This window comes from Microbacterium marinum (assembly GCF_014204835.1).
GTDB lineage: Bacteria > Actinomycetota > Actinomycetes > Actinomycetales > Microbacteriaceae > Microbacterium > Microbacterium marinum.
On record NZ_JACHMD010000001.1, the window covers coordinates 114,951 to 139,475 of the forward strand.

The 24,525-nt window shown below is 70.8% G+C and carries 21 protein-coding genes; 11 read left to right on the forward strand and 10 right to left on the reverse strand.

Annotated elements, in window-relative coordinates; all coding sequences use genetic code 11:
- The first annotated feature begins 155 nt into the window (after positions 1–155).
- Together BKA24_RS00490 and BKA24_RS00495 are read left to right on the forward strand one after the other, a co-directional pair.
- Positions 156–491: a GNAT family N-acetyltransferase gene (locus BKA24_RS00490; RefSeq protein ID WP_184214242.1), complete on the forward strand. Its 336-nt coding sequence runs from the start codon at positions 156–158 to the stop codon at positions 489–491.
- The gene (locus BKA24_RS00495; protein WP_184214244.1) at positions 488–1,459 is read left to right on the forward strand and encodes a pirin family protein; all 972 of its coding nucleotides are present in this window, start codon (positions 488–490) and stop codon (positions 1,457–1,459) included. Before BKA24_RS00490 ends, BKA24_RS00495 begins: the two co-directional genes overlap by 4 nt.
- Here the strand turns inward: BKA24_RS00495 and BKA24_RS00500 are convergent.
- Genes BKA24_RS00500 through BKA24_RS00515 form a run of 4 tightly spaced genes read right to left on the reverse strand, consistent with a single transcriptional unit; the run spans position 1,434 to position 3,864 of the window.
- The gene (locus tag BKA24_RS00500; RefSeq protein WP_184214246.1) at positions 1,434–1,847 is read right to left on the reverse strand and encodes a twin-arginine translocase TatA/TatE family subunit; all 414 of its coding nucleotides are present in this window, start codon (positions 1,845–1,847) and stop codon (positions 1,434–1,436) included. The genes BKA24_RS00495 and BKA24_RS00500 overlap by 26 nt on opposite strands.
- Positions 1,847–2,611, reverse strand: coding sequence for a twin-arginine translocase subunit TatC (gene tatC, locus BKA24_RS00505; RefSeq protein WP_343065803.1), 765 nt, complete (start codon positions 2,609–2,611; stop codon positions 1,847–1,849). Before tatC ends, BKA24_RS00500 begins: the two co-directional genes overlap by 1 nt.
- Positions 2,608–2,880, reverse strand: coding sequence for a Sec-independent protein translocase subunit TatA/TatB (locus tag BKA24_RS00510; protein ID WP_184214248.1), 273 nt, complete (start codon positions 2,878–2,880; stop codon positions 2,608–2,610). Before BKA24_RS00510 ends, tatC begins: the two co-directional genes overlap by 4 nt.
- 18 nt (positions 2,881–2,898) lie before the next feature.
- Positions 2,899–3,864, reverse strand: coding sequence for an intradiol ring-cleavage dioxygenase (locus BKA24_RS00515; protein ID WP_184220247.1), 966 nt, complete (start codon positions 3,862–3,864; stop codon positions 2,899–2,901).
- 160 nt (positions 3,865–4,024) lie between these two features.
- Between BKA24_RS00515 and BKA24_RS00520 the strand changes: the two genes are divergently transcribed.
- The 6 genes from BKA24_RS00520 (at position 4,025) to BKA24_RS00545 (ending at position 11,190) form a co-directional block, all read left to right on the forward strand.
- Positions 4,025–4,564 (forward strand): ECF transporter S component, encoded by a 540-nt coding sequence (locus tag BKA24_RS00520; RefSeq protein WP_184214250.1) that lies wholly within the window; start codon positions 4,025–4,027, stop codon positions 4,562–4,564.
- 68 nt (positions 4,565–4,632) lie between these two features.
- Positions 4,633–6,468 carry an energy-coupling factor transporter ATPase gene (locus tag BKA24_RS00525; RefSeq protein ID WP_184214252.1) on the forward strand — a complete coding sequence of 612 codons (1,836 nt, stop codon included), beginning with the start codon at positions 4,633–4,635 and terminating at the stop codon, positions 6,466–6,468.
- Positions 6,465–7,271 carry an energy-coupling factor transporter transmembrane component T gene (locus tag BKA24_RS00530; protein ID WP_184214254.1) on the forward strand — a complete coding sequence of 269 codons (807 nt, stop codon included), beginning with the start codon at positions 6,465–6,467 and terminating at the stop codon, positions 7,269–7,271. The genes BKA24_RS00525 and BKA24_RS00530 overlap by 4 nt, the downstream gene beginning before the upstream one ends.
- A 28-nt stretch (positions 7,272–7,299) precedes the next feature.
- On the forward strand, positions 7,300–8,154 hold the full coding sequence (locus BKA24_RS00535) for a siderophore-interacting protein (RefSeq protein ID WP_184214256.1): 855 nt from the start codon (positions 7,300–7,302) through the stop codon (positions 8,152–8,154).
- A 231-nt stretch (positions 8,155–8,385) separates the two neighbouring features.
- Positions 8,386–9,930 (forward strand): amino acid permease, encoded by a 1,545-nt coding sequence (locus tag BKA24_RS00540; RefSeq protein ID WP_184214258.1) that lies wholly within the window; start codon positions 8,386–8,388, stop codon positions 9,928–9,930.
- 21 nt (positions 9,931–9,951) lie between these two features.
- Positions 9,952–11,190, forward strand: coding sequence for a saccharopine dehydrogenase family protein (locus BKA24_RS00545; protein ID WP_184214260.1), 1,239 nt, complete (start codon positions 9,952–9,954; stop codon positions 11,188–11,190).
- Between the two features lie 140 nt (positions 11,191–11,330).
- Here the strand turns inward: BKA24_RS00545 and BKA24_RS00550 are convergent, their stop codons facing one another.
- Both BKA24_RS00550 and BKA24_RS00555 read right to left on the reverse strand, forming a co-directional pair.
- Positions 11,331–12,494 carry an acyl-CoA dehydrogenase family protein gene (locus tag BKA24_RS00550; protein ID WP_184214262.1) on the reverse strand — a complete coding sequence of 388 codons (1,164 nt, stop codon included), beginning with the start codon at positions 12,492–12,494 and terminating at the stop codon, positions 11,331–11,333.
- Between the two features lie 159 nt (positions 12,495–12,653).
- Entirely contained in the window at positions 12,654–13,616 is a 963-nt protein-coding gene (locus tag BKA24_RS00555) for a M15 family metallopeptidase (RefSeq protein WP_343065806.1), read from the reverse strand.
- Between the two features lie 103 nt (positions 13,617–13,719).
- On the opposite strand from BKA24_RS00555, the gene BKA24_RS00560 reads away from it, so the two are divergent.
- Positions 13,720–15,819 carry an intein-containing Rv2578c family radical SAM protein gene (locus BKA24_RS00560; RefSeq protein WP_184214264.1) on the forward strand — a complete coding sequence of 700 codons (2,100 nt, stop codon included), beginning with the start codon at positions 13,720–13,722 and terminating at the stop codon, positions 15,817–15,819.
- A gap of 166 nt (positions 15,820–15,985) precedes the next feature.
- On the opposite strand, the gene BKA24_RS00565 is transcribed toward BKA24_RS00560, so the two are convergent.
- Complete coding sequence (locus BKA24_RS00565) at positions 15,986–18,211, reverse strand: DEAD/DEAH box helicase (RefSeq protein WP_184214266.1); 2,226 nt, start codon at positions 18,209–18,211, stop codon at positions 15,986–15,988.
- Positions 18,212–18,499: 288 nt separating this feature from the next.
- Between BKA24_RS00565 and BKA24_RS00570 the strand changes: the two genes are divergently transcribed.
- Both BKA24_RS00570 and BKA24_RS00575 read left to right on the forward strand, forming a co-directional pair.
- Positions 18,500–19,405, forward strand: a complete 906-nt coding sequence (locus BKA24_RS00570) for an aldose 1-epimerase family protein (protein WP_184214268.1) — start codon at positions 18,500–18,502, stop codon at positions 19,403–19,405.
- A gap of 34 nt (positions 19,406–19,439) precedes the next feature.
- On the forward strand, positions 19,440–20,018 hold the full coding sequence (locus BKA24_RS00575) for an antibiotic biosynthesis monooxygenase (protein WP_184214270.1): 579 nt from the start codon (positions 19,440–19,442) through the stop codon (positions 20,016–20,018).
- A 2-nt stretch (positions 20,019–20,020) separates the two neighbouring features.
- On the opposite strand, the gene BKA24_RS00580 is transcribed toward BKA24_RS00575, so the two are convergent.
- The 3 genes from BKA24_RS00580 to BKA24_RS00590 all read right to left on the reverse strand — a co-directional run bounded on the left by BKA24_RS00580 (position 20,021) and on the right by BKA24_RS00590 (position 24,474).
- The gene (locus BKA24_RS00580) at positions 20,021–23,566 is read right to left on the reverse strand and encodes an efflux RND transporter permease subunit (protein ID WP_343065808.1); all 3,546 of its coding nucleotides are present in this window, start codon (positions 23,564–23,566) and stop codon (positions 20,021–20,023) included.
- A gap of 126 nt (positions 23,567–23,692) precedes the next feature.
- A complete protein-coding gene (locus BKA24_RS00585; protein ID WP_184214272.1) occupies positions 23,693–24,073 on the reverse strand; it encodes a fluoride efflux transporter FluC in 381 nt (126 codons plus the stop codon).
- Positions 24,070–24,474: a fluoride efflux transporter FluC gene (locus BKA24_RS00590; RefSeq protein WP_343065809.1), complete on the reverse strand. Its 405-nt coding sequence runs from the start codon at positions 24,472–24,474 to the stop codon at positions 24,070–24,072. Before BKA24_RS00590 ends, BKA24_RS00585 begins: the two co-directional genes overlap by 4 nt.
- Positions 24,475–24,525 lie beyond the last annotated feature (51 nt).

A 24,525-nucleotide genomic window follows, 5' to 3' on the forward strand; every position in this document is an offset into this window, starting at 1 on the left:
TGCCGCCGCGGCGGCAACGCGGAGGACCCGATGCGCTGAACGGCGGCGGTCCTGCGACGAACGGCATCCCGTCGGGCCGCATGGGCGGTCCTGGCCGCTGGCGTGTCCGCGTCGAAGACGCCTAGGTTGGAGGCACGCCACGAGGGAGGGTTACCGTGACCGAGCCGAGCATCCACGTCACCCGAAACGACGCCCGAGGGCGGTACGAGATCTCCGTCGACGGGACCGTCGCGGGGTTCACCCTCATCCGCGACGACGACGCGGGACGCGTCGTGTTGCCGCACACCGAGATCGATCCGGCTTTCAGCGGCCGCGGCCTCGGCGGAACGCTCGTCGCGCACACCCTCGCCGATCTGGCGGCGCGAGGGGACACCGTGGTGCCGGTGTGCCCGTTCGTCGTGAAGTACCTCCGCGAGAACGAGGTCCCGGGGCTGGACGTGTCCTGGCGTCCGGCCGCTGACGACGGCAACGACGCCACGGACCGCCCGTGACCCGGCTCGACGTCGACCCGACGGAGACCTCCGAGGCGCCGCCCGCCTGCGACGGGCCGCGGAGCCTCCTGCTCGAGGCTCGTGAGGTGCCGCTCGGCGGCGTCCGCGGGATGACCGTCCACCGCAGCCTGCCGCAGCGGGAGCTGCCGATGGTGGGCGCCTGGTGCTTCCTCGACCGGTTCGGCCCGCAGGTGACGACGATGCGCGTCGAGCCGCACCCACACATCGGCCTGCAGACGGTGACCTGGCCGTTCACCGGCGAGACCCGCCACCGCGACGCGTTGGGCTCCGACGTCGTCATCAAGCGGGGGCAGCTCAACATCATGACCAGCGGCGCGGGCATCTCCCACTCCGAGTACTCCGTCGGCGACGGCCCCGTTGCCACCGATGCGCTCCAGCTGTGGGTCGCGCTGCCGGAGTCCCGTCGCCACGGCGCGCGCGACTTCGAGCGGCACGTCGACCTGCCGGTTCTCGAGCTGGACGACGGCGCGGCGGCGATGGTCGTGGTCGGCGAGCTCGCCGGCATCCGCTCCCCCGCCACCATGTACACGCCCATCGTCGGTGCCGAGGTCTTCCTCCCCGCAGGTTCGCGCGTGCGTCTGCCACTCGAGCCGGCGTGGGAGTACGCCGTCGTCGGCGTGGACGGAGCCCCGCTCGTCCACGCGTCGGATGCCCCGACGCCGGTGGGCGAGAACGCTTTGCTCTACCTCGGTCTCGGCCGGGACGATGTCGAGATCGAGACCGAGACGGATGCCACGGTGTTCCTCCTCGGCGGCGAGCCGTTCGAGAGCGACATCGTCATGTGGTGGAACTTCGTCGGCCGCGATCACGACGAGATCGTGGCGGCGCGCGAGGCGTGGGAGGCGGGCACGGAGCGGTTCGGCCACGTCGTGACCCACGGCGACGAGCGCATCCCGGCGCCGCCGATGCCGACCGTCCGCCTCACTCAGCGACGACGGCGGAGCTGACGGGGGCGTCGACCGGCGACCGGCCCGCGGGTGCCGGATCGAACAGTCGGCGCGGATGCCCCGAGCTGCCGGTGACCCGGGTCGACCGCGCGCGGGGCGTCGTCTCCGAGCCGGCGCCGGGCTCGGGCTTCACCTCGGTCGCCTCGGGCAGGAACGCCTCGCGGACGATGCGCCGCGGGTCGTACTGCCGCGGGTCGAGGGAGCGCCAGTTGTCGGCGGTGAGACCGACCTCGCTCTCGGCGCGTGCCCGCGCGGCATCCACGATGCTGCGGAGCGCACGGATCAGCTCGCCGAGACGCTGTGCGAGCGCCGGAAGCCGGCTCGGGCCGATGATCATCGCCGCCAGGAACGCCACGAGCACGAGCTTCTCGGCGCTGAGCCCGAACATCAGGCGACCGTCCTTCGTCGGTCATGCAGCCAGGCGATCGCGATGGCGGCGCCGAACAGCGCCGACATCGGGACCGCGACGAGGAACATCGACAGCGCGTCGGCTGCCGGGGTCACGAGCGCGCTGAACACGACGATCGCGACGACGATGTACCGCCATCCGCGCAGAAGGGTCGCGGCGGGCAGCATGCCGAGCAGGTTCAGCATCACGAGGACGACCGGCAGCACGAAGGCGACACCGGTCGCGAGCACGATCTTCATCACGAAGTCGAGGTAGGTCGCCGCCTGCAGGATCGTGCTGTCCTCGGTGGCGGCGAACCCGGTGAGCAGTTCGACCATGTGCGGGAAGAGCACGAACCCGGTCGCGCACCCGGCGGCGAACAGCGGCAGCGCGGCCGCGAAGAAGCCGAGCGTGTACCGCCGCTCCCGGCGGGTGAGCCCCGGCGTGAGGAAGGCGAGCAGCTCGTAGAGCCAGACCGGGCTCGACAGGGCGATGCCCGCGAACAGCGCGACCTTCATACGCAGATCGAACGCGCCCGTGACGCTGTCGTAGTTGAGGCTCGCATCGCGCGTCTGCGCGACCGCCTCGATCGGCGCGCGCAGCACGTCCATGATCGGGTCGGCGAACACGAAACCGAGAACGGCCGCGACCGCCAGCGCCAGACCGGCACGGATGCCGCGGGTGCGGGCTTCGCGCAGGTGCGCGGCCCACGGCATGCGCGGCATCCGGTCGGTCTCGGACGGCGCGGCGATCGCGGCGGTCACGGCGTCGAGGGGGTCGGCGGGACGGACGCCGCGACGGGCACGGCGGGTGCGACGGGGACGGCGGGTGCGACGGGGACGGCGGGTGCGACGGGCACGGCGGTCGTCGGCGGCACCGGGTCGTCGGACGCGGCGTCAGTGCTCTCCTGCTTCAGGATGCGCACGGACTGGCCCACGCTCCGGGCGAGGGCGGGAAGCTTCGCGGCGCCGAAGATGAGGAGGACGATGGCGAGCACGATCAGGGCGTGCCAGCCGGTGAGGTTCTGCAGCATGATGGGCTTCTTTCGGGTTCAGGGGCGGCCGCCGGGCGCGGACCCGCCGGAGGGCTCGGTGGTGGTGTCGACGCGGACGACGAGCGACGCGACATAACCGGTGTCGAGGTCACCCGACACGGTGGCGAGCTGGAGTTCGCCGCCGTCTTCCCCGAAGACGTTGTCGCTGTCGAGGCTGATCTGCGAGAGGTTCTGCGACGAGCCGTCGTACGCCGGCAGTGCGTAGATGCCCGCGAGGATGTCTTCGGGGACGGCGAGCTGCGAGGTCGCGATGGCGTTCGTCGAGTCGGTGATCGCATCGACATCGGGGTAGACCTCGAAGTGGATGTGCGGCCATCGGCCGGCATAGCAGCCGGGAACGATCGAGGTGAAGGTCACCTGCCCGTTCGCGTCGGCGACCTGCACACCGCGCAGCCAGGTGTTGTCCTCGACGCCGGAGGAGTACATCGAGTACCGGCCCTCGGCGTCGCAGTGCCAGGCGTAGACGGCGACGTTCTCGAACGGCGCGTCGCCGTTCGCCATGTCGGTGACGGTGAGGGTGAAGGTCAGTGCGACGCCGTCGACCGCCGTCGTCCCTCCGATGTCGGTGCGGATGTCGGCGCGCACGATGCCGCTCTCCTCGAGCACATCGGGTCCGTTCGATCCGTCGCCCGGGTAGGGACCCGCGGTCTCGTCGGGGATCTCGCCGGAGGGAAGCGTCACGGCCGTGGCCGTCGGCGTCGGCGTCGCCGTGGCGGAGGCGCTCGGCGAGCTCGACGCGGTGGCGGTCGCCGTGGGCGTCGCACTCGAGGTGGGCGCGCAGGCGGCGAGCACCATCGTCCCGGCGCCGACCCCCACGAGTCCGAGCACACCGCGGCGGCTGACGAGCGTGCGCAGGTCGAAGCCGGCGCCCTGGTCGACGACCTCGTCGTCGGGTCGGGCGAGCAGCCGGCCTTCGTAGGCGGGGCCGTCGGGGGTCTGGGTGGGTTCGGGGATGCGGCTCATGTCGTCGTCTCCTGCGTCGTGGTTCGGTGGCTGATCCTCAGCCTGACCGACGGCATGATCCGGATCCTCTGCGGCATCCATGCGTTTCCTATGACGGATGCCGACCCTTTTGCACGGCCCGCCCCGATCCCGGCGTTCCGCGCGCCGATACGCTGGAAACGTGGCCCGGACCCTCTCGACGCGTGTGCTCCTCGTCTGCGCCGCGATCGGTGTCGCGACGGGAATCCTCGGCGGGATCGCGGGCCTGCTGACGCCCGTCGTCCTCGTCGCCGCGCCGTTCGCCTACGGGCTCGTCCTCGGCTCGCACGTCCTGCCCGGGATCATCGCGCAGCAGGTCTTCCGGCTGCCGCTGGTCGCGCTCACGACCCACCTGCTCGCCGCTCTCGTCGCCACCGCCGCCAACCCGGCCTGGATCGGTCGCTTCATCGGGACCGCCCTCCTGTTCGGCGCGATCCAGGAGGGCATAGCCGCGCTGACCCGGTACCGCGCGTGGGGCGCGTGGCGGTTCCTGCTCTCCGGCGCGATCGTGGGCGTCGTGGTCGCCGTCGTCGTCTTCTTCGTCGCCGACCTGGCGACGCTGCCCCCGTGGGCGCAGATCACCTATCTCGCCATCTCGGTGCTCGGCCCCGTCGCCTGGACGGCGGCAGGGCTCGCCGTCGGTGAGCAGCTGCGCCGCGCCGGCGTCGCCCGCCGGCTCTGACCCACGGTTGGCCCTCAAGTTAGGGCAGGCTAACCTGGAGGGACAGCTCCCCTCGGTTTGGACCCTCCGTGACCTCTGCCGCTCCCGGCAACGCCGCGGCCGAGGCGCCGCGCGACCGCCCGACGCCCCCGCCGCTGCTGCGCGTGCGCGACCTCGCGGTCACACACGAGGGCGAAGACGCCGCGACCCCGGCATCTGTGACCTTCGAGGTCGCACCAGGGGAGGTCGTCCTCGTGCTCGGGCCGAGCGGATCGGGCAAGTCGACCCTCGCGCTCACGCTGAACGGACTCATCCCCCACGCCGTTCCCGCCCGCCTCACCGGCTCGGTGCTCGTCCACGGGACGGACACCACCGCGGCATCCGTCGCCTCGCTCGCGCGCCACGTGGGCATGGTCTTCCAGGACCCCGACGCGCAGCTGATCACCGGGACCCTCCGCGACGACGTGGCGTTCGGCCCCGAGAACCTCCTGCTGCCGGTCGACGAGGTCTTGGGGCGCACCGAGCGGGCACTCCGGCAGGTCGGTCTGTGGGAGCGGCGCGACGAGAACCCCGACCGCCTGTCGGGCGGCGGGAAGCAGCGGCTCGCGATCGCGTCGGCGCTTGCGATGGGGTCCGACCTGCTCGTCCTCGACGAGCCGACCGCCAACCTCGACCCCGCCGGCATCGACGACGTGTACGACGCCCTCCGCACCGTCGTGGCCGACGGCCGCTCGATCCTGCTCGTCGAGCACAACCTCGACGCGGCGGTGCAGCTCACCGACCGAGTCGTGGTGCTCGACGCCGACGGACGGACGGTCGCCGTCGGCGGAGTCGACGCGGTTCTGCGGGACCGCGCCGAGGAGTTGCACGACCTCGGCGTGTGGCTGCCGGTCTCGACGATGGCGGCGCTGTCGCTGCAGCGGGTCGGCTGGTCGTTCGAACGGATGCCGCTGACCCCCGCCGAACTGCGCGAGGCCCTGGAGGCTGCGGAGGCGCCGGCCGGGTGGGCGCCGCGCGACGGCGTGCCGAATGCAGGTGGAACGGGCGCCTCCGGCCTCGACGGCGCCGAAAGCGCGGCTTTCTCCCTGCCTTCGGCACAGCTCACGCACGAGACCACCGCCGCGCCCGTCATCGATGTGCGGGGTCTCACCCTGCAGCGGGGCCGCCGGCCGGTGCTGCACGACGTGGCACTGCAGGTCGGTGCCGGGGAGTTCGTCGCTGTCGTCGGCGCGAACGGCGCCGGAAAGACGAGCCTCGTCCAGGCGATCGCGGGGGTGATCCCGCCGCCGCGCGGCACCGTCTCCGTGGGCGGCGCAGATCCCGCTCGCACGGCGCTGCGCGACCTGTCCCGCCGGATCGGCTTCGTGTTCCAGAATCCCGAGCACCAGTTCATCTCGCACACGGTGTTCGACGAGCTCGCGCACGGTCTCCGCGGCCGAGGCCTGCCCACCGACGAGGTGCGGGCGCGCACCATGGCGATGCTCGAGCGCTTCGGCCTCGCCGGCAAGGCGGACGTGCACCCCTTCCTGCTCTCGGGCGGGCAGAAGCGGCGCCTCTCCGTCGGGACGGCGCTCATCGGCGGGGCGCCGATCCTCGCGCTCGACGAGCCGACGTTCGGGCAGGACCGCGCCCGCGCCGACGAACTGCTCCGTCTGCTGCGGGAGCTGAACGCCGCCGGGACGACCGTCCTCGTCGTCACGCACGACATGCAGCTGGTCGCCGAGTACGCTCGCCGCACGATCGTCGTCGGTGATGGTCGGATCGTGGCGGATGCCGCCACCGCCGACGTCTTCGCCGACGAGGCGCTGCTGCGCGCACAGGGCCTCCGCCTGCCGCCGCTGCGCGCCGCACTGTCCGGCGTGACGCGGCATCCGCGGTTCGCGACGGTGACCGCCCTGTCGGAACTGGCGGGGGCGGACGCATGACCGCGGTCGTCGATCCGTATGCCGCGGCCGCGCCGTCGCGGCGGCTCCTCGTCGGGCTGAGCCCGCTCGCGAAGCTCGCCGGCCCCGTGCCCGCGATGCTCGTGCTCGTGTTCACCCGCGACATCGCCACGCCCCTCGTGTTCGTCGGGCTGGCGTACCTGGTGCTGCTCGTCGGGGCGCCGCTCACCCGCAAGGTCGGGCTGCTGCTCGGTCTCGCTCTGCCGGCCGGCGCGCTGGTCGTCGGGCTGGGTCTCTCGCTGTGGGTCGATCCGATGAGGGTCGACGGCACGGCGACCCTCCTCACCATCGGCGGGTGGACCCTGCACCTCGGCGCAGTGGAGATCGGCCTGGCGACCGGCGTGCGCGTCGCGGCGATCCTCGCGCTCGGTCTCATCGCGGGGCTCACCACGACGGGAGCGGAGCTCGTGCGCGCGAGCGTGCAGCAGCTGCGCGTGCCGTACCGCATCGGGTACACCGCGCTCGCGGCGTTCCGGTTCGTGCCGCGGTTCGCGTACGAGCTCGAGGTGATCCGCCAGGCACACCGCGTGCGCGGCGCGCACGGCGGCCGCGGCCCGTTCGCCGCGATCGCCCGCTGGTGGGGGTACGTCGTGCCGCTCCTGGCCGGCGCGATCCGCCACGCCGAGCGCGTCGCGCTCGCGATGGATTCCCGTGCGTTCGGCGCTCATCCGACCCGCACGGAGCGCACGGTCGTGCCGTGGCGCCGGCGCGACACCGTGTTCGTCGCCGTGTGCTGGGCGGCATCCGCGGCGATCCTCGTCGCCCTCTTCCCCTGGACTCCCTGATTCTCCGACCTGCGACAGAAGGATGCCGATGGCCCGTGCCAGCGCACTCGTGAAGCCCGAGGTGCAGGAACTCCTGCACCTGACCGTCCTGCGCACCGAGCGACTCGCGCCGCACTGGACGCGCGTGACCCTCGGCGGGGGCGACATCGAACGGTTCACGCCCCTCGGGTACGACCAGTGGTTCCGCATCTTCCTGCCCATCGCGGGCGAGGCGGGCCTGGACCGCATTCCCGCGAAGGCGAACAGGCTGTTCGGCTATCTGAAGTTCCTGCGGATCCCCGACGGCATGCGCCCCGCGATGCGCAGCTACACGGTGCGCGCCTACCGCCCGGCATCCCAGGGTCACGGAGCCGAACTCGACGTCGACTTCGTCCTCCACGGCAGCGGCGAGCACGCGGGCCCCGCCTCAGGCTGGGCGCAGTCGGCGCAGCCGGGCGAGAGCGTCGTCATCATCGACGAGGGGCTCGGGTTCAACCCCGACCGCGGGGTGGGCGAGGTCGTCCTCATCGCCGATGAGACCGGCGCGCCCGCCGTCGCCGGCATCTGCGCGTCACTGCCCCCGACCGCCACCGGCGTCGCGCTCATCGAGGCCCCGAGCGCCGACGACGTGCTCCCGTTCGACGCGCCCGCCGGGGTCGAGGTCCGCTGGCTCGTTCGCGAAGCGGATGCCGCGCCCGGCAGCGCCGCCCTCGCCGCGCTCGAGCGGCTCGAGGTGGCATCCGATGCGCACCACTTCATCGTCGGCGAGCAGTCGCTGCCGACCTCGGCGCGGCGCCACCTCGTCGCGAACGGCGTCGACAAGTCGGCGATCAGCTTCATCGGCTACTGGCGCCTCGATCGCACCGCCACCGGCGCCCGCGCGACCACGGATGCGGGGCACTGACATGGCCGCCGGCGTCGCCCGCCTGGCACGCCACCGCGCTCCCGCCGCCTGACGCAGCGCCCCCAGCGTGTCGGAACGCCGCTGCACCGGCATCCACTCCCCTTCAGGTGGCAGGACACGCCGCAACCCACCCCGCGAAGCGACCAAAACTGCCACCCGAAGCAGCGCGCACCCCTCCCGCCGGGCGGGATGCCGCTGCTATGGTGAGGCCACCTTTCCCGAGGAGGCCGCGTGAGCACGACACCCATCCATCTGGAACGGCCGGACGGGAAGGGGCTCGCCAGCGGGACCCTGGGCCTCTGGGGCTCGACCGTCATCGGCCTCGCCTCGACCGCGCCGGTGTACTCCCTCGTCGCGACGCTGGGGTACGTCGTGCTCGCGGTGGGAGGGCAAGCGCCGATCGCGTTCATCATCGCGTTCATCCCGATGCTGCTCATCGCCTTCGCCTACCGGGAGCTCAACAACGCGGTGCCCGACTGCGGCACCACCTTCACGTGGGCGACGAAGGCGTTCGGCCCCTGGGTGGGGTGGATGGGCGGCTGGGGTGTCGCCGTGGCGGGGATGATCGTCCTCGCCAACCTCGCCCAGATCGCCTCCGTCTACTTCTGGGCGCTGCTCGGCCAGGAGTTCGACGAGCCGAACGATTGGCGGATCGTGCTGGTCGCGGTCGCCTTCATCGCTGCGATGACCTGGGTCTCCTGGCGCGGCGTCGAGATCGGCGAGCGCATCCAGAACGTGCTCCTCGCCATCCAGTACCTGGCCCTCATCGTGTTCGTGATCGCTGCGCTGACACAGTTCTTCGCCGGCACCGCCCCGAACCCGACGGCGTTCGACTGGGAGTGGCTGAACCCGTTCGCCTTCGGCGAGTGGGGCGGGTTCGTCGAGGCGATCCTGCTCGCGCTGTTCATCTACTGGGGGTGGGACACCTGCCTCGCCCTCAATGAGGAGACGAAGGACCCGAAGCGCATTCCCGGCCTCGCGGCCCTGCTGACCTGCGTGCTGCTGCTGGTCACCTACGTCACCGTCACCATCGCCGCCATGATGTACGCCGGCATCGGTGAGGACGGCACGGGCCTGGGCAACGAGGCGAACGCGGACGACTTCTTCCTCGGCATCCGCGACGGACTGCTCGGCCCGTGGGGCTGGCTGCTGGTCGTGGCGGTGCTGATCTCGGCGGTCTCGTCGACTCAGACGACGATCCTCCCCACCGCCCGCGGCACGCTGGCGATGGGCGTCTACCGGGCCCTGCCCGCGAAGTTCAAGGACGTGCACCCGCGCTACAAGACGCCGTCGTTCTCGACGCTCGTGATGGGGGTCGTCGCGACCGTCTACTACGTCGTGATGACGTCGCTGAGCGACGCGATCCTGCAGGACACGATCCTCTCGCTGGGCCTCGCGATCGCGTTCTACTACGCCATCACCGGGTACGCGTGCGTCTGGTACTTCCGCCACGATCTGTTCCGTTCGGGCCGCGACTTCGTCTACAAGGGACTCCTCCCGCTGCTCGGCGCGCTCATGCTCACCTACGCCTTCGTCCAGTCCGCGATCGACATGCTCGACCCCGATTACGGATACTCCGGCACGCTGCTCGGCGTCGGTTCGACGTTCGTCGTCGGGATCGGCGCGCTCGGCATCGGCGTCGTGCTGATGGTGATTTGGTTCACCTTCCCCCGAGCGAAGCGGTTCTTCCGCGGCGAGAGCCTCAACCGCGAGACCCCCGTGCTCGTGCCCGACGACTCCAGCTCCGTTCCCCGTTCCATCGACGGCGGCATCTGACCGCCGGAAGGACCACATCCCATGCGCATCCTCATCATCGGAGCGGGCGGTGTCGGCAGCGCCGCCGCCCGCATCCTCCGCCGACGCGACTTCTTCGACGCCGTCGTCATCGCCGACTACGACCCGGCCCGGCCGCAGGCGCTCGTGGACGAGCTGCGCGACGAGCGATTCAGCGCCGCGCAGGTCGACGCGTCCAACGCCGGGTCGGTCGCCGCCCTCATCCGCGAGCACGGGGCGACGCACGTGCTGAACGCGGTCGATCCCCGCTTCGTCATGCCGATCTTCGACGGCGCGTTCGCCGCCGAGGCGACGTACCTCGACATGGCGATGAGCCTGTCGCAGCGGCATCCCGATCGCCCCTATGAAGAGGTGGGTGTGAAGCTGGGCGACGAACAGTTCGCGAAAGAGGGCGAATGGAAGGATGCCGGTCGGCTGGCGCTCGTCGGCATCGGCGTCGAGCCGGGCCTGTCCGACGTCTTCGCGCGCTATGCGGAGGACGAGCTGTTCGACGAGATCGACGAGCTGGGCGTGCGCGACGGGGCGAACCTCGTCGTCGAGGGATACGACTTCGCGCCGTCGTTCTCGATCTGGACGACGATCGAGGAGTGCCTGAACCCGCCGGTCGTGTTCGAGCGCGACAAGGGCTGGTTCGTCACCGAGCCGTTCAGTGAGCCCGAGGTGTTCGACTTCCCTGAGGGGATCGGACCGGTCGAGTGCGTCAACGTCGAGCACGAGGAGGTGCTCCTCATGCCGCGCTGGACGAAGGCCAAGCGGGTCACTTTCAAGTACGGCCTCGGTGACGAGTTCATCGAGGTGCTGAAGGTCCTGAACAAGCTCGGTCTCGACAAGACCGAGCCGCTCACCGTGAAGGGGGTCGAGGTCTCACCGCGCGACGTCGTCGCCGCGGCCCTGCCCGACCCCGCCACCCTCGGCGACAAGATGACCGGCAAGACGTGCGCGGGCGTCTGGGTGACAGGCACCGGCAAGGACGGGCAGCCGCGTTCGACCTACCTGTACCACGTGGCCGACAACGAGCAGACGATGCGCGAGGACAACTCGCAGGCTGTCGTCTGGCAGACCGCGATCAACCCGGTCATCGCGCTCGAGCTCCTCGCCCGCGGCACCTGGTCGGGCGCCGGCGTGCTCGGTCCGGAGGCGTTCGACGCGAAGCCGTTCCTCGACCTGCTCGCCGCTGCGCAGCCCGAGGGCTACGGCTCCCCGTGGGGCATGCGCGAGCAGCCGTTGCCGCAGCAGGGCTGATTCGCGCCGAAACGCAACCTGCCGGTCGAAACACGCGTGCGTGTCGACCGGCAGGTTGCGTTTCGGGGGCGATCCCGGGCGGGGTGGATGCCGGGCGGGGTGGATCCCGCGCGGCATCCACCCGCGTCATCAGCGCGTGATCAGCGCTTGCCGGCGATCTGGCGCGACACGATGTCGCGCATGATCTCGTTCGTGCCGCCGTAGATGCGGTGCACGCGGGCGTCGAGGAAGGCGCGCGCGATCGGGTACTCCATGATGTAGCCGTAGCCGCCGTGGAGCTGGACGCAGGTGTCGAGCACCTCGCCCTCGCGCTCGGTCGTCCAGAACTTGACCTTGGCGGCCTCCTCAGCCGACAGCTGGCCCTCGTTGTACAGCGTGATCGCGCGATCGACGTAGGCCCAGAGCACATCGACGGTCGTCACGAGATCGGCGATCGCGAAGCGGGTGTTCTGGAAGTCGATGACGCGCTGACCGAACGCCTCGCGGTCCTTCGTGTAGGCGATCGTCCACTCGACGCCGGCCTGCGCGGCAGCAGCCGCGGCGACGCCGATCGACAGCCGCTCGAGCGGGAGGTTCATCATCAGCTGGATGAAGCCCTTGCCCTCCTCGCCGCCGATGAGATTCTCCTCGGGCACGAACACGTCGGTGAAGCTCAGTTCAGCCGTGTCGTGGCCATGGAAGCCCATCTTGTGCAGCTTCTTGCCGTGGTCGAACCCGGCCATGCCGCTTTCGAGCAGCAGCAGCGAGAACGCGTCGGGGCGGTTGCCCTCGCCCGTCTTCACGAACACGACGAAGATGTCCGCCGTCGCACCCGAGGAGATGAACGTCTTCGCGCCGTTGACGACGTAGCCGCCGTCGGCCTTCTTCGCCGTCGTCTTGATGCCACGGAGGTCCGAACCGGCCCCGGGCTCGGTCATCGCCAGCGCACCGAGGACCTCACCGGTGGCCATGCGGGGCAGCCACTTCTGCTTCTGGGCATCGGTGCCCATGTGCACGAGGTAGGGCACCGCGAGGTCGTCCTGGATGCCGAAGGCGCCGGCCAGTGACCCGGCACCCGCTCGGATGACCTCCTCGTTGACGACCGTCCGGAATCGGTAGTCCTGCAGCATGCCGGCGCCGCCGAACTCCTCGGGGACCGTCAGGCCGATGATCCCGGCTTCACCGGCGGCGAGCATCGTGTCGCGGTCGACCTCGCCCGCGGCATCCCACTGCTCGCGCTTCTCGTTCGTGACGTAGCGCTTGAGGAATTCCTTGACCACGTCGCGGAACGCTTCGTGGTCCTCGTCGTAGATGGCGCGCTCCATGCGACACCCCTTTCATGTCGGCGCGACGCTGCGCTCGTGGGCTGCGTCGCCGGTTCCACTGTACGCGCGTCGTGGGATCGGATGCCAGGCCCGATGCGACTGAGTGCCGCGTTTCGGGCGGGCGGGTCGACCAGGTCGGGTCGAGGTTGCGGTCGCGGCTCAGCCGTAGTCGGGCGCGGCCGGCAGGCCGAAGAACTCCTCGAGCGTCGTGTACCCGCCCTCGGCGTACGCGGCAGCGAGGTCGCGGCCGACGAATCGCAGATGCCAGGGTTCCGCCGAGTACCCGGTGGTCGCCGTGTGCCCGTCCTCGTAGCGGACGACGAACCCGTAACGCCAGGCGTTCTCGGCGATCCAGTCCGACTGCGGCGTGCCACCGAAGCCGTCGTGGTCGCCGCACCCAGCGCTGTCGCACGCGACGACGTCGACGGCGAGCCCGGTCTGGTGCTCGCTGTGCCCGGGGCGGGCGCTGCGCAGGTCGGCGGCATCCTGCCCGCGCATCGATACGTACCGCCGGTAGGTGTCGACCTTGAAGTCGTACGGGCGGAAGCCGCTGCTCACCGCGATCGTCCCCGCACCGGCATCGGAGACCGCCGCGGAGAGTTCGTCGAGGGCGGATGCCACGGGCTCGAGGAGCCAGCCGCCCGCCACGATCCGCGTGTCCTGCGGGCGAGCCTGCGGGGTGGGCCAGTACTCGAGCGGATCGAGTGCGTTCCGCTTGTTCACGACGACCCACAGCCGGCCCGCGTCGTGCAGATCGATGCAGGGCGCGGCATCCGTCGCCACCGCGTCACGGAAGGCCTCACCGCCTCCGAAAGCGGCGATCACGTCGGCATCCGTTCCGGTCTGCAGCGCCGCCGCGACCTCGGGCCGGTCACACACGGCGGTGGGCGGCGCCGGTGACTCCGCAGGACTCGGCGCGTCGGCCGCGGGGGCCGGGGCGTCGGCCGCGATCAGCGGCGCGTCCTCCGCGACGGCGGGCGCATCCGGTGCCAGCGCACGGGGGATGACGACGGCCGCAGTGATGACCATCCCGGCCGTCAGCACGAGGATGACGAGGGCGCGACGCCGTCGTCGTGCCCGAAGGATCGCGCGCCGGCGCGCGCAACTCCGGGGCTGCGACACCCCTCCATTGTCGCCGAGGCGCGGCGACCGCATCGGGCGCGACACGTTCGATTTCGTGATTTCTATTATTGACACACCTTCGATACTCTGTTCGAATTTGATTGTGCGGTGTAACGGGCAGAGCATCACGACGGTCGACGATGCAGCCCTGCCCGGCCTGGAGTCGCTGGGTGGCCTCGTACGCTCCGTCACCACCCCCGAGTTCGCCGGGATGACGTTCCACGAAGTGGTCGCGAAGTCGGCGCTCAATCACGTGCCGCACACCTCGGCGATGCCGTTCTCCTGGACCGTCAACCCCTATCGCGGCTGCTCGCATGCATGCACGTATTGCCTTGATCCCGAAACGCTCGTCATGACCGAAAACGGCCGACACCGGCGACTCAAGGATGTTCGAGTCGGTGACGTGCTGGTCGGAACTCGGCAAGACGGGGAGTACCGGCGCTACACTCCCTCTACCGTGCGCGCAGTCTGGGCGACGCGCAAACGCGCATACCGCGTGACGCTTGCAGACGGGACGGAAATCATCTCAAGCGGTGACCATAGGTTCCTCACCAACCGCGGATGGAAGTACGTCACGGGAACCGGCTCCGGCGCGGCGCAACGCCCGCATCTCACGACCGGGAACCGCCTGCAGGGCTTCGGCACGGGCGCGCCGCACGACGCGAGCGACTTCGCTACTGATCGCGATTTCGAACGCGGCTACCTGAGCGGCATGATCCGCGGCGACGGAATGCTGCTCCACAAGAGCTACACCGACGCGAAGCGCACACGAGTCGTGCACCGGTTCCGCCTCGCGCTGGCGGATCGCGAAGCGCTCGACCGGTCTCGCACGTTCCTCCAGAACGCCGGCGTCGAAACGTACGAGCGGGCATTCGCTCCGCAGACCGCCACGCGGCGAGCGATGACAGCGATCCACACCGGTCGGAAGGACCACGTCGAACGCATCGAAGCACTCATCAGCGAGCCGAGCGACCCGACGTCCGCATGGCGCGCGGGGTTTCTGTCAGGGATCTTCGACGCTGAAGGCTCGTGCTCGCGGGGCATCCTGCGCATCGTGAACACCGATACGCGCCTCATCCGCAGCGTGCGCGAGGCACTCGACCACTTCGATGTGCAGTCCGTGACGGAGCCGCCGCGCCCGAACGGCGTCATCGCTGTTCGGGTGACCGGCGGGCTCCCGTCGCGAGATCGGTTCTTCCGACTCACCACACCTGCGATCACCCGGAAGCTCGCCATCATCGGCTCGGCCGTCAAGACGACGTCCGATCTGCGCATCGTGTCGATCGAGGATGTCGGGGAACGGGACCTCATAGACATCTCGACCGACACCGAGGACTTCATCGCCGCCGGCGTCATCAGCCACAACTGCTTCGCCCGCAACACGCACACGTACCTCGACCTCGACGCGGGGCGCGACTTCGATTCGCAGATCGTCGTCAAGGTGAACGTCGCCGAGGTGCTCTCGCGGGAGCTCGCCCGGCCGTCATGGGGTCGCGAGCCGGTCGCACTCGGGACGAACACCGACCCGTACCAACGCGCCGAGGGCAGATACCGGCTCATGCCCGGCATCATCGACGCACTCGCCTCGCATGGCACCCCGTTCTCCGTGCTCACCAAAGGCACGCTGCTGCGACGAGACCTGCCGTTGCTCACGGACGCCGCGACCTCGGTGCCCGTGCACCTGGCGTTCTCGATCGCGGTGCTCGACGAACCTCTGCGGCAGCTCCTCGAACCGGGCGCGCCGACGTTCCAGGCACGACTCGACACCGTCCGCGCAGCCACCGATGCCGGGTTCCGCGTGACCGTCTTCCTCATGCCGATCGTGCCGCACCTCACCGACTCGCCCGAGGTGCTCGACGACGCGATCAGTCGCATCGCGGCATCCGGTGCGGTCCGCGTCGTGTTCGGCGCGCTGCACTTGCGCCCGGGCGCGAAAGAGTGGTTCTTCGCGTGGCTCAAGCGCGAGCGACCCGACCTGCTCCCTCGCTATCGCGGGCTCTACCCGGGCGTCTCCTCATACGCGCCGGCCGGCTACCGCAAACTGCTCAGCGCGCGGGTGCGGCCGCTGCTGCGGAAGCACCGGGTCGCCGGTCGCGCCGAAGAAGAGGGTCCAGCGCGCCACTCGAGCCTCGGTCCGGTGCAGACGACCGGGGCGGTGATGAAGACGGCGACGCGCGAACAGGCCGCCGCGATGCTGTTCTGAGGGTCAGGCGGTGATGCGCGAATGGCCGCGTCAACCGCCGGCGGCGCCGCGCAGCGCGGCATCCGCGCCTGACAGCGCCCCTCGTGCCGAAAGCGCCCCCTCCGACTCGTGCAGAGGGGGCGCTTTCGGCAACAGAGGGCGCTCTCGGCGCCGGTCACCGGTGGGGTCAGGCGTCGACGTTGGACGCCTGACGGCCCGCAAGCTCCTCGATGACGTCGTCGCCGATGCGCGCCTCCTCGAACGGGGCGTCGATTTCGGCGCGCTCAAGCATCTCGGTCATCTTGCGACGACGCTGACGCGTGATGAGCGTCACGACGGTGCCCGAGCGGCCCGCGCGACCGGTGCGCCCGGCGCGGTGGGTGTACGTCTTGTACTCGTCGGGAGCGTCCGCCTGCACGACCAGGTCGATGTCATCGACGTGGATGCCGCGGGCAGCGACGTCCGTCGCGACGAGGACGTTGACCTTGCCCTTCGTCAGCCGCTCGAGGTTGCGGGTGCGCTTGGCCTGGTTGAGGTCACCGTGCAGCGCGACGGCCGCGATACCGGCATCCTCGAACTGCTCGACGAGCATCTCGGAGAACGCACGGGTGCGGGTGAAGACGAGGGTCTTGCCGTCGCGGTCGACGAGCGAGCTGAGGATCTCGGCCTTGTCGCGGTGGTCGATGACGAGCACGCGGTGGTCGATCGTCCCGGTGTCCTGGGTCTCGCCGGCCACCTCGTAGACGGCCGGGTCGACGAGGAACTCGTCGACGAGAGCAGCGACCTCGCGGTCGAGCGTCGCCGAGAACAGCAGCTTCTGGGCGCCGTCCTGCACGAGGCGGAGGATGCGCTGCATCGGCTCGAGGAAGCCGAGCTCGCTCATGTGGTCGGCCTCGTCGAGGACGACCATGCGGATCTCGGACAGGTCGAGCTTGCCCTGCGCCTGCAGGTCTTCGATGCGGCCCGGGGTGCCGATGATGATGTCGACACCCTTCTTCAGCGCGCCCACCTGCCGCGCCTGGGGCACGCCGCCGTAGATCTGCGTCGTGAACAGGCCGACGCTGCGCGCGAGGCTCTGCACGGTGCGGTCGATCTGCAGCGCGAGCTCGCGGGTCGGCGCGAGGATCAGCGCCTTCGGCGACCGCCCGAACTCGCGGCGCTGGCCGGCCTGGCTGCGGAGGATCGACTCGACGAGCGGGGCACCGAACGCGATCGTCTTGCCGGAACCGGTGCGCCCGCGGGCGAGCACGTCGCGACCCTCGAGGATCGGGCCGATGGTGGCCGCCTGGATCGGGAACGGCGCGGCCGCACCCATGTCGGCGAGCGTCCTCACCAGGTTGTCGCCGAGGCCGAGCTCGGCGAAGGACGACTGCTCGACGCTCTCGGCGTCGACGGCCTTAGCCTGCAGACGCTCGTGCACGACGTCGGCACGCTGCGCCTGGGCGTTGGTCTCGGCGGACCCCCCACGGCCACTCCACGCGCCGCTGTCGCGTCGCGTGGAGCCTCCGGCCGCGTGGCCCCAGCTCGAACGGCTCGGGCCGTCGCCTCGGCGGGGTCGGTCGTCGCGCTGCGGCCGGTCGCCGAGGTCACGACGCGGACGGTCGTCGCGCTCGAAGCGGGGGCGCTCGGCGCGCTGCGGGCGGTCGAAGCCGGGGCGGTCGTCACGGCGCGGGCGGTCGTCGAAGCTCCGCGCGGGGCGGTCGTCACGACGCGGGCGATCGTCGAAGCTCCGCGCGGGGCGGTCGTCACGACGCGGACGGTCGTCGCGCTCGTACCGCGGGCGGTCGGCGCGCTGCGGGCGGTCGAAGCCACCGCGGTCGTCACGTTGCGGGCGGTCGCCGAAGTCGCGGCGCGGACGGTCGTCGCGCTCGTACCGCGGACGCTCGGCGCGCTGCGGGCGGTCGAAGCCACCGCGGTCATCGCGACGCGGGCGGTCATCGAAGCTCCGCGCAGGACGGTCATCGCGCCGCGGACGCTCGTCACGGTCGAACGATCGAGCCGGCCGGTCGCCGACGTCACGACGCGGACGGCTGTCCCGGTCGCCGAGCGAGCGCTGCGGGCGGTCGTCCCGGCCGAAGCGGGGCCGGTCGCCGTCGAACGACCGACGCGGACGCTCGTCGGCATCGCGACGCGGGCGCTCGTCGCGGTCGAAGCGGCGGTCGCCACGGGCCTGCGAGCGGATGCCGCGTGCCTCGTCGCGTCCGACGCGCTCCTGTGCGCTCCAGCGGCCCTTCGCAGCGGCGCCGCCCTCTTCGGGGGCGCGGTAGCCGCGGTGGCTGGGGCTCTTGCTGCCGGCGGTTCCGGCCGAGGACTGACCGGGACGGCGCTTGGCGTCCTGGTACGAGGTCTTCTTGCCGTAGCGCGGCTCGAAGTTCTGCGCGCGGCCGCCGGCCGGCTTCTTGTTCTTGGGCATGGGAGATTCCTTCTGAGTTCTCACACGAGAACAGCGCTGCGCACACACGCAGACATACCCGGGCTGTCGTCGACCGGGGGCCATTCCAGTTACTGGTTCCGAAACCGCGGATCGGGTTTCGAGATCGGCCCCGAGGACTCACACAGAATGCCCGTGCACAGCACGGTGTCCTCCGCCGACTCCCCCACGATACCGGACGCTCCTGGGAGGCCGCCGGGCGCGGGCACCGCCGCACCGCCGACAGACCCGCGCACCACCCACGCCGCGCGCCGCCGATACGCTGTGCCCATGAGCGCCGACCCCACCGGAACCCGATTCACGCTGCGCGCCGCCGACGTCTCCGCGGAGGTCACCGAGGTCGGCGCCGCCCTGCGCGCACTGCGGGTGGCGGGTGTCGACCTGGTCCCGGCATACCCCGACGATGCGCCGACGCCGGCGGCATCCGGGATCGTGCTCGTCCCCTGGCCCAACCGTGTCCGCGACGGGCGCTGGAACGACGACGGGGAGGAGCGTCAGCTGGCGATCACCGAGCCGAAGTTCGGCAACGCATCGCACGGTCTCCTCCGCTACACCGCCTACCGCGTCGAGTCTCAGACCGACGGCAGCCTCACGCTGCGCGCCGACGTCTACCCGCAGACCGGATATCCGTACCACCTCGCGACCCGTGTGACCTACGCACTGACCGCCGACGGCATCGAGGTCATCCACACCATCGACAACGTCGGTACGGATGCCGCGCCGGTGGCCCTCGGCACGCACCCGTACTTCCAGATCTCCGACGTCGACACCGCCGATCTGACCCTTCAGCTCGAGGCGGAGATGTGGTTCCGGCTGGACGAGCAGAACATCCCGGTCGCGGAGGAGCCGCTCGACGAGGCGCACGACCTCCGCGAGCCGCGCCGCGTCGGCGACCTCGCTCTCGACGCCGCCTTCGCCGGTCTCGCCCGCGACGCGCACGACCGTGCGAACACGGTCCTCGCTGCTCCCGACGGACGCCGCCTCGTCGTCTGGGCGGGAACCGGCTTCGACTACGTCCAGCTCTTCGTGACGGATCGGTACCCCGGCCACGACGTGGCGGTGGCGATCGAGCCGATGACGGCGCCCGCCGACGCGTTCAACTCCGGTCGGAGCCTGCGACGGCTCGCCCCGGGCGAGCGGTGGGAGCTGCACTGGGGCGTTCGTTTCGACGCGTGATCGGATGCCGCCGGCGCGGCGCACAATGGTCTGCATGGCCGATCCCATCACCGTCGCGATCGAGCGACGCATCGATCCGGTCCGCACCGCAGAGGCCACGAGCTGGATGCAGGCGGGCACCGACCTGGCGACGACCTTCCCCGGCTTCCTCGGCTCGGGGTGGGTGCGCGCGGGCGAGGAGAGCGACCTCTGGTACATGCTCTACCGCTTCCGCGACATCTCCACCCTGGAGGAGTGGGAGCAGTCGTCGGCGCGGGAATGGTGGCTGCAGTCGGGTCAGGCGTTCGCCCGTGAGGAGCGGAGCGAGCGCCGCACCGGCATCGAGGGCTGGTTCGACGCGCCGGGCGGAACGATCCTCGAGCCTCAGGTCGCCACGGGAGCGATCGCCACGACGGCCACCGCGCCGCCCCGGTGGAAGCAGGCGGTCGCGATCTGGCTCGGGTTTTTCCCCACGAACGTCGTCGGCACGTGGCTCCTGGGCCTGATCCCGGGGTTCGTCGAGCTCCACCTCGTCGCACGGGTCGGGATCAGCACGGCGCTGTTCACCCCGCTGATGGTGTTCTTCGTGCTGCCGTGGGTGACGCGGATGCTGCGCCCCTGGCTGCACCGCTGAGGTCAGCGCTCCTCGGGGGCGCCGTCCGTGTCGGTCGGCTCCGTCGTGTCCGTCTCGGCCGGCTCCGGGGTGTCGTCCCCGTCTGAGGTCGGGATCTCCACGTCGGGCGATTCGGTCTGCACGGCGGCGAGCTCGTCGGCGGGCGCGTCGACCGGCTCCTCGGCGGGCTCGACCGGCTCGTCAGCCGACTCGACCGGCTCCTCGACCGACTCGACCGGCTCCTCGGCCGCCTCGACGGGCTCGTCGGCCGCCTCCACGGGCTCGTCCGTTGCCGCGCTGCCCTCTGCGTCCACGACAGCGTCGTCGACGACGGGAGCCGCGATCTCGATGTCCGGCGCCTCTTCGATGATCGGGTCGATCACGACCGCCGCGGCACCCGTGACGGTGGCCGCCTCGGCCAGCGCGCGCCGCTCACGGCGGGACTGGGGCGCGGCGGCGGCGGCATCCTTCGCCTGCGGCAGGGGCTCGCCACGCTTCGCGGCGCGACGCTCCTTGGCTCCCTCGACGAGGTTGTAGAGGGCGGGCAGCACGAGCAGGGTCAGGACGGTCGACGAGATCAGACCGCCGATCACCACGATGGCCAGCGGCTGGGAGATGAACCCGCCGTGCCCCGTGATCCCGAGCGCCATCGGCGTGAGGGCGAAGATCGTCGCCAGCGCGGTCATCAGGATCGGCCGCAGTCGGCGAGCACCACCGGCGATCACCGCATCCGGGGTCGTCAGCCCCTTCTCGCGGTACTGGTTCACGAGGTCTACGAGGACGATCGCGTTCGTGACGACGATGCCGACGAGCATGAGCACGCCGATGAGCGACGCGACGCCGAGCGGCACGCCCGACACGATCTGGAGCAGGATCGCCCCGGTCGCGGCGAACGGCACCGAGATGAGCAGGAGGATCGGCTGTCGCAGCGACTTGAAGGTCGCGACCATGACGATGTAGACGATCAGGATCGCCGCGAGGATCGCCAACCCGAGCTGGGTGAAGGCGTCCTGCTGCTGGGTCACGACGCCGCCGACGGCGGCGTTCGCCCCGTCGGGAAGGTCGAGCGCGTCGAGCGCCTGGCTCACGGTCGCCGAGGCGGCGGTGAGGTCGTCCGACGACGGAGTGATGGTCACCGAGGCGGTGCGCTGGCCGCGCTCGGTGGTGATCGACGAGGGGCCCTCCGACTCTTCGACGGTGGCCACCTCGTCGAGGCGGACGAGTCCGGCGGCCCCCGCGATCTCGAGCCCGCGGAGTCCCTCGATGGTGTCGGGGATCTCGTCGGCCTGCAGGTACACCGTCAGCGAGGTGTCGTCGATCTCGACGGTGCCGACCTGGCGGGGCTGCATCGTGTTCGAGACGAGCGCGCCGACCGAGACTTCGGACAGACCGAGGGATGCCGCCTCGTCGCGGTCGACGGTCACGGCGACGAACGGGAGGGATGCCGACAGGTTCGACTCCACCTGCTCGATGCCGTCCTCGCCCTCGACGGCCGCGATGACCTCGTCGGTGGCATCGCGGAGGACGCCGGCATCGGGGGCCGTGACGTCGACTTCGATGTCGTTCGACCCGAACCCGCCCTGCGCCGCGGCGATCGAGATCTCGCCCGCGTCGTCGATTCCGGCGAGCGCGTCCTGCACGTCGGCGCGGACGGTCTCCTGATCGGCATCCGGATCCGTCGTGATGGAGTACGTGATTCCCGACCCGCCGCCGGTGAACGCGTCGCGCAGCTCCGACCCGCTCGAGCCGATCGAGGTCTGCACGGTGTCGATGCCGTCGATGCCCAGCAGGGCGTCTTCGACGACGGCCGCGGCCTCGTCCTGGGTGGTGAGGCTCGCCGTGTCGCCCACGTTCTGCGTGACGGTGAGGGTGTTCTGACCCGAGTCGCCGAGGAAGTTCGTCTTCATCAGCGGCACCGCGGCGATCGTGCCGCCGAGCACGATGAGCGCCAGCACGAGGGTGGTCGCCGAGTGACGGAGCGTCCACCGCAGCACCGGGATGTACGCCTTCTGCATGCGGGAGGGCGGGGCCGCCGGGTCCTCCGGGTCGATCGCGCGGCCGTTCTCGTCGAGCACCGGCTTGCCGGGCCGCAGGAACCAGTAGGCCAGCACGGGCACGATCGTCAGTGCGACGAACAGCGACGCGAGCATCGCGATCGTGACGGTGAGGGCGAACGGGCGGAACAGTTCGCCGGTGAGATCGCCGACGAAGGCGATCGGCAGGAAGACCGCGACAGTCGTGAGGGTCGACGCGGTGATGGCGGCCGCCACTTCGCGCACGGCGAGCAGGATCGACGCCCGCTTGTCCGCGGTGCCCACGAAGTGACGCTTGATGTTCTCGATGACGACGATGGAGTCATCGACCACGCGACCGATCGCGATCGTGAGGGCGCCGAGGGTGAGGATGTTGAGCGAGTACCCGAACGCCTGGATGCCGACGAAGGTGATGAGCACGCTCGTGGGGATCGAAATCGCGGTCACGAGAGTCGCGCGGACCGACAGCAGGAACACCAGGATGACGATCACTGCGAAGGCGAGACCGAGCAGGCCCTCCTGCGCCAGCGCCTCGATCGACTGCTCGATGTAGGGGGCCTGGTCGAACACGATGGTGAACTCGGCGCCGCCGCCGATGGCGTCCTGCAGGGCGGGCAGCGCATCGATCACGGCGTGCGACACCTCGACCGTGTTGGCGGCGGGGAGCTTCGTGATGGAGACCGTGAGCGCGGGCTCGCCGTCGACCCGTGAAATGGACTCGACCGGGTCCTCGTCGAGCGTCACCTCGGCGACGTCGCCGACGGTCGTGGCGCCGGCGGCGATCTGCTCCGCCGAGGACGGCACCAGGGGAAGGTCCGTGATCTCGTCCACCGAGGAGAGCTTCGTTCCGGTCTGGACGGTGAGCGTCTGGTCGCCCTCGTCGACGGTGCCGCCGGGGAAGAGCACACCGTTCTGATCGAGCGCGTCGGTGATGGCCGTCTGCGTGTACCCGGCCTCGGCCAGCGCGGCCTGGTCGGGGACGATGGTGACGCGGGCGGTCTGACCGCCGATGATCTGCGCCGCGGCGACTCCCTCGAGGTCCTCGATGTCGGGTACGACGCTGTTCTCGAGTCGCGCCTGCACGTCGGCGGCGTCGTCGTAGCCGGTGAGGGCGAGGGAGATGACCGGGAGGTCGTCGGTCGAGAACGCGAGGACGCTCGTGTCGATGCCGTCGGGCAGCGAGTCGTCGATCCGGCCGATCGCCTGGAGGATCTTCTGCTCGGCCGTGGCGAGGTTGGTGCCGTAGGCGAAGGACGCTTGGATGATCGAGGCGTTCGTGGTGCTCGTCGCGCTCGTCGATTCCAGGTCGGGGACGGCCTGGATCGCCTGTTCGATCGGCGTTGACACGTCGTTGCTCACCACATCGGGCGAGGCTCCCGGATAGGTCGTGAGGATCGACAGCTGCGGCAGCTCGATCGGCGGGATCAGCTCCTGCTTCAGGTTCGTCAGCGCGAGGCCGCCGAAGATCGCCGCGACGATCGTGATGAGGGCGATGAGCGCGCGGTTCTTGAGGCTCAGGACGGCGAGGTTCGACACGACGGGCCTTGTCTTCGAGGTGGAGATGTCCACGGTGCGCGTGGGATCACCCCCAGTTTCCCATGGGAGCGCGCCCTCCCGCCCCACGCCTGGGGCGATGTCACTCCGCGGGATGCCGCGCCCGGTTCACCGGACGAAGAAGCCGCCCAGCATGAGACCGACGCCCGCGGCCACGACGCAGGCGCCGAAGGTGCCCAGCAGGTTGGTCCACGCGAGGTCGCGTCGCCCGGCGCGCGCGAAGCGGGCGCTGTCGACGGAGACGGTGCTGAAGGTCGTGAAGCCGCCGAGCAGGCCGACACCGACGATCGCCACCCAGGGGTCGGCAACGAGGTCTCCGAGACCTGCGATGACGCCGAGGGCGAACGATCCGATGACGTTGACGATGAGGATGCCGAGCGGGAACCGCCGGCTGCCCCGGCGGGCCGTGATCGCCCGGTCCACGAGATAGCGGAGCCCCGCACCGAGGCCACCGGCGACGACGAGGATCACCAGCTCACCGCCGGTCATGCGGCATCCGCTCTGCGACCGCTGCCGACGACGAGCCCCACCCCAGCGGCGATGACCCCGCCGAAAAGGGAGACGGCGATGAGCACCAGGCCGACGACGGGGGCATCGGTGAAGACCTGGAGGGAGTGGACGGCGAAGGCGCTGTAGGTGGTGAAGCCACCGAGAAAGCCGGTCCCGACCAGCAGGCGAAGGCCCGGGCGACGGTCGCCGAGCACGCCCAGAAGCAGGCCCAGCAGGAGCGAGCCGACGATGTTCACGCCCATCGTGACGGCGGGCACGACCAGCGGGTGGGCGTCGGCGGGGAACGGCAGCACAGCCGCCGCACGCGCCGCGACGCCGGCGGCCCCGCCGATCACGACGATCAGCAGCGCCACCCACCACACCGGACGATCGGATGCCACGGCCACACGCTATTGCCCGGAGCGGGAGCATCCCGTGGAGGGCACGCCGGA

What these genes read in the sequence shown, in the direction of transcription:
- BKA24_RS00575 (WP_184214270.1), top strand. Translation starts at nt 19,440, where the DNA reads ATGGCCGATCCCATCACCGTCGCGATCGAGCGACGCATCGATCCGGTC.
- BKA24_RS00500 (WP_184214246.1), bottom strand. Translation starts at nt 1,847, where the DNA reads ATGTTCGGGCTCAGCGCCGAGAAGCTCGTGCTCGTGGCGTTCCTGGCG.
- BKA24_RS00515 (WP_184220247.1), bottom strand. Translation starts at nt 3,864, where the DNA reads ATGAGCCGCATCCCCGAACCCACCCAGACCCCCGACGGCCCCGCCTAC.
- BKA24_RS00565 (WP_184214266.1), bottom strand. Translation starts at nt 18,211, where the DNA reads ATGCCCAAGAACAAGAAGCCGGCCGGCGGCCGCGCGCAGAACTTCGAG.
- BKA24_RS00570 (WP_184214268.1), top strand. Translation starts at nt 18,500, where the DNA reads ATGAGCGCCGACCCCACCGGAACCCGATTCACGCTGCGCGCCGCCGAC.
- BKA24_RS00510 (WP_184214248.1), bottom strand. Translation starts at nt 2,880, where the DNA reads ATGCTGCAGAACCTCACCGGCTGGCACGCCCTGATCGTGCTCGCCATC.
- BKA24_RS00530 (WP_184214254.1), top strand. Translation starts at nt 6,465, where the DNA reads ATGACCGCGGTCGTCGATCCGTATGCCGCGGCCGCGCCGTCGCGGCGG.
- BKA24_RS00585 (WP_184214272.1), bottom strand. Translation starts at nt 24,073, where the DNA reads ATGACCGGCGGTGAGCTGGTGATCCTCGTCGTCGCCGGTGGCCTCGGT.
- BKA24_RS00535 (WP_184214256.1), top strand. Translation starts at nt 7,300, where the DNA reads ATGGCCCGTGCCAGCGCACTCGTGAAGCCCGAGGTGCAGGAACTCCTG.
- BKA24_RS00545 (WP_184214260.1), top strand. Translation starts at nt 9,952, where the DNA reads ATGCGCATCCTCATCATCGGAGCGGGCGGTGTCGGCAGCGCCGCCGCC.
- BKA24_RS00550 (WP_184214262.1), bottom strand. Translation starts at nt 12,494, where the DNA reads ATGGAGCGCGCCATCTACGACGAGGACCACGAAGCGTTCCGCGACGTG.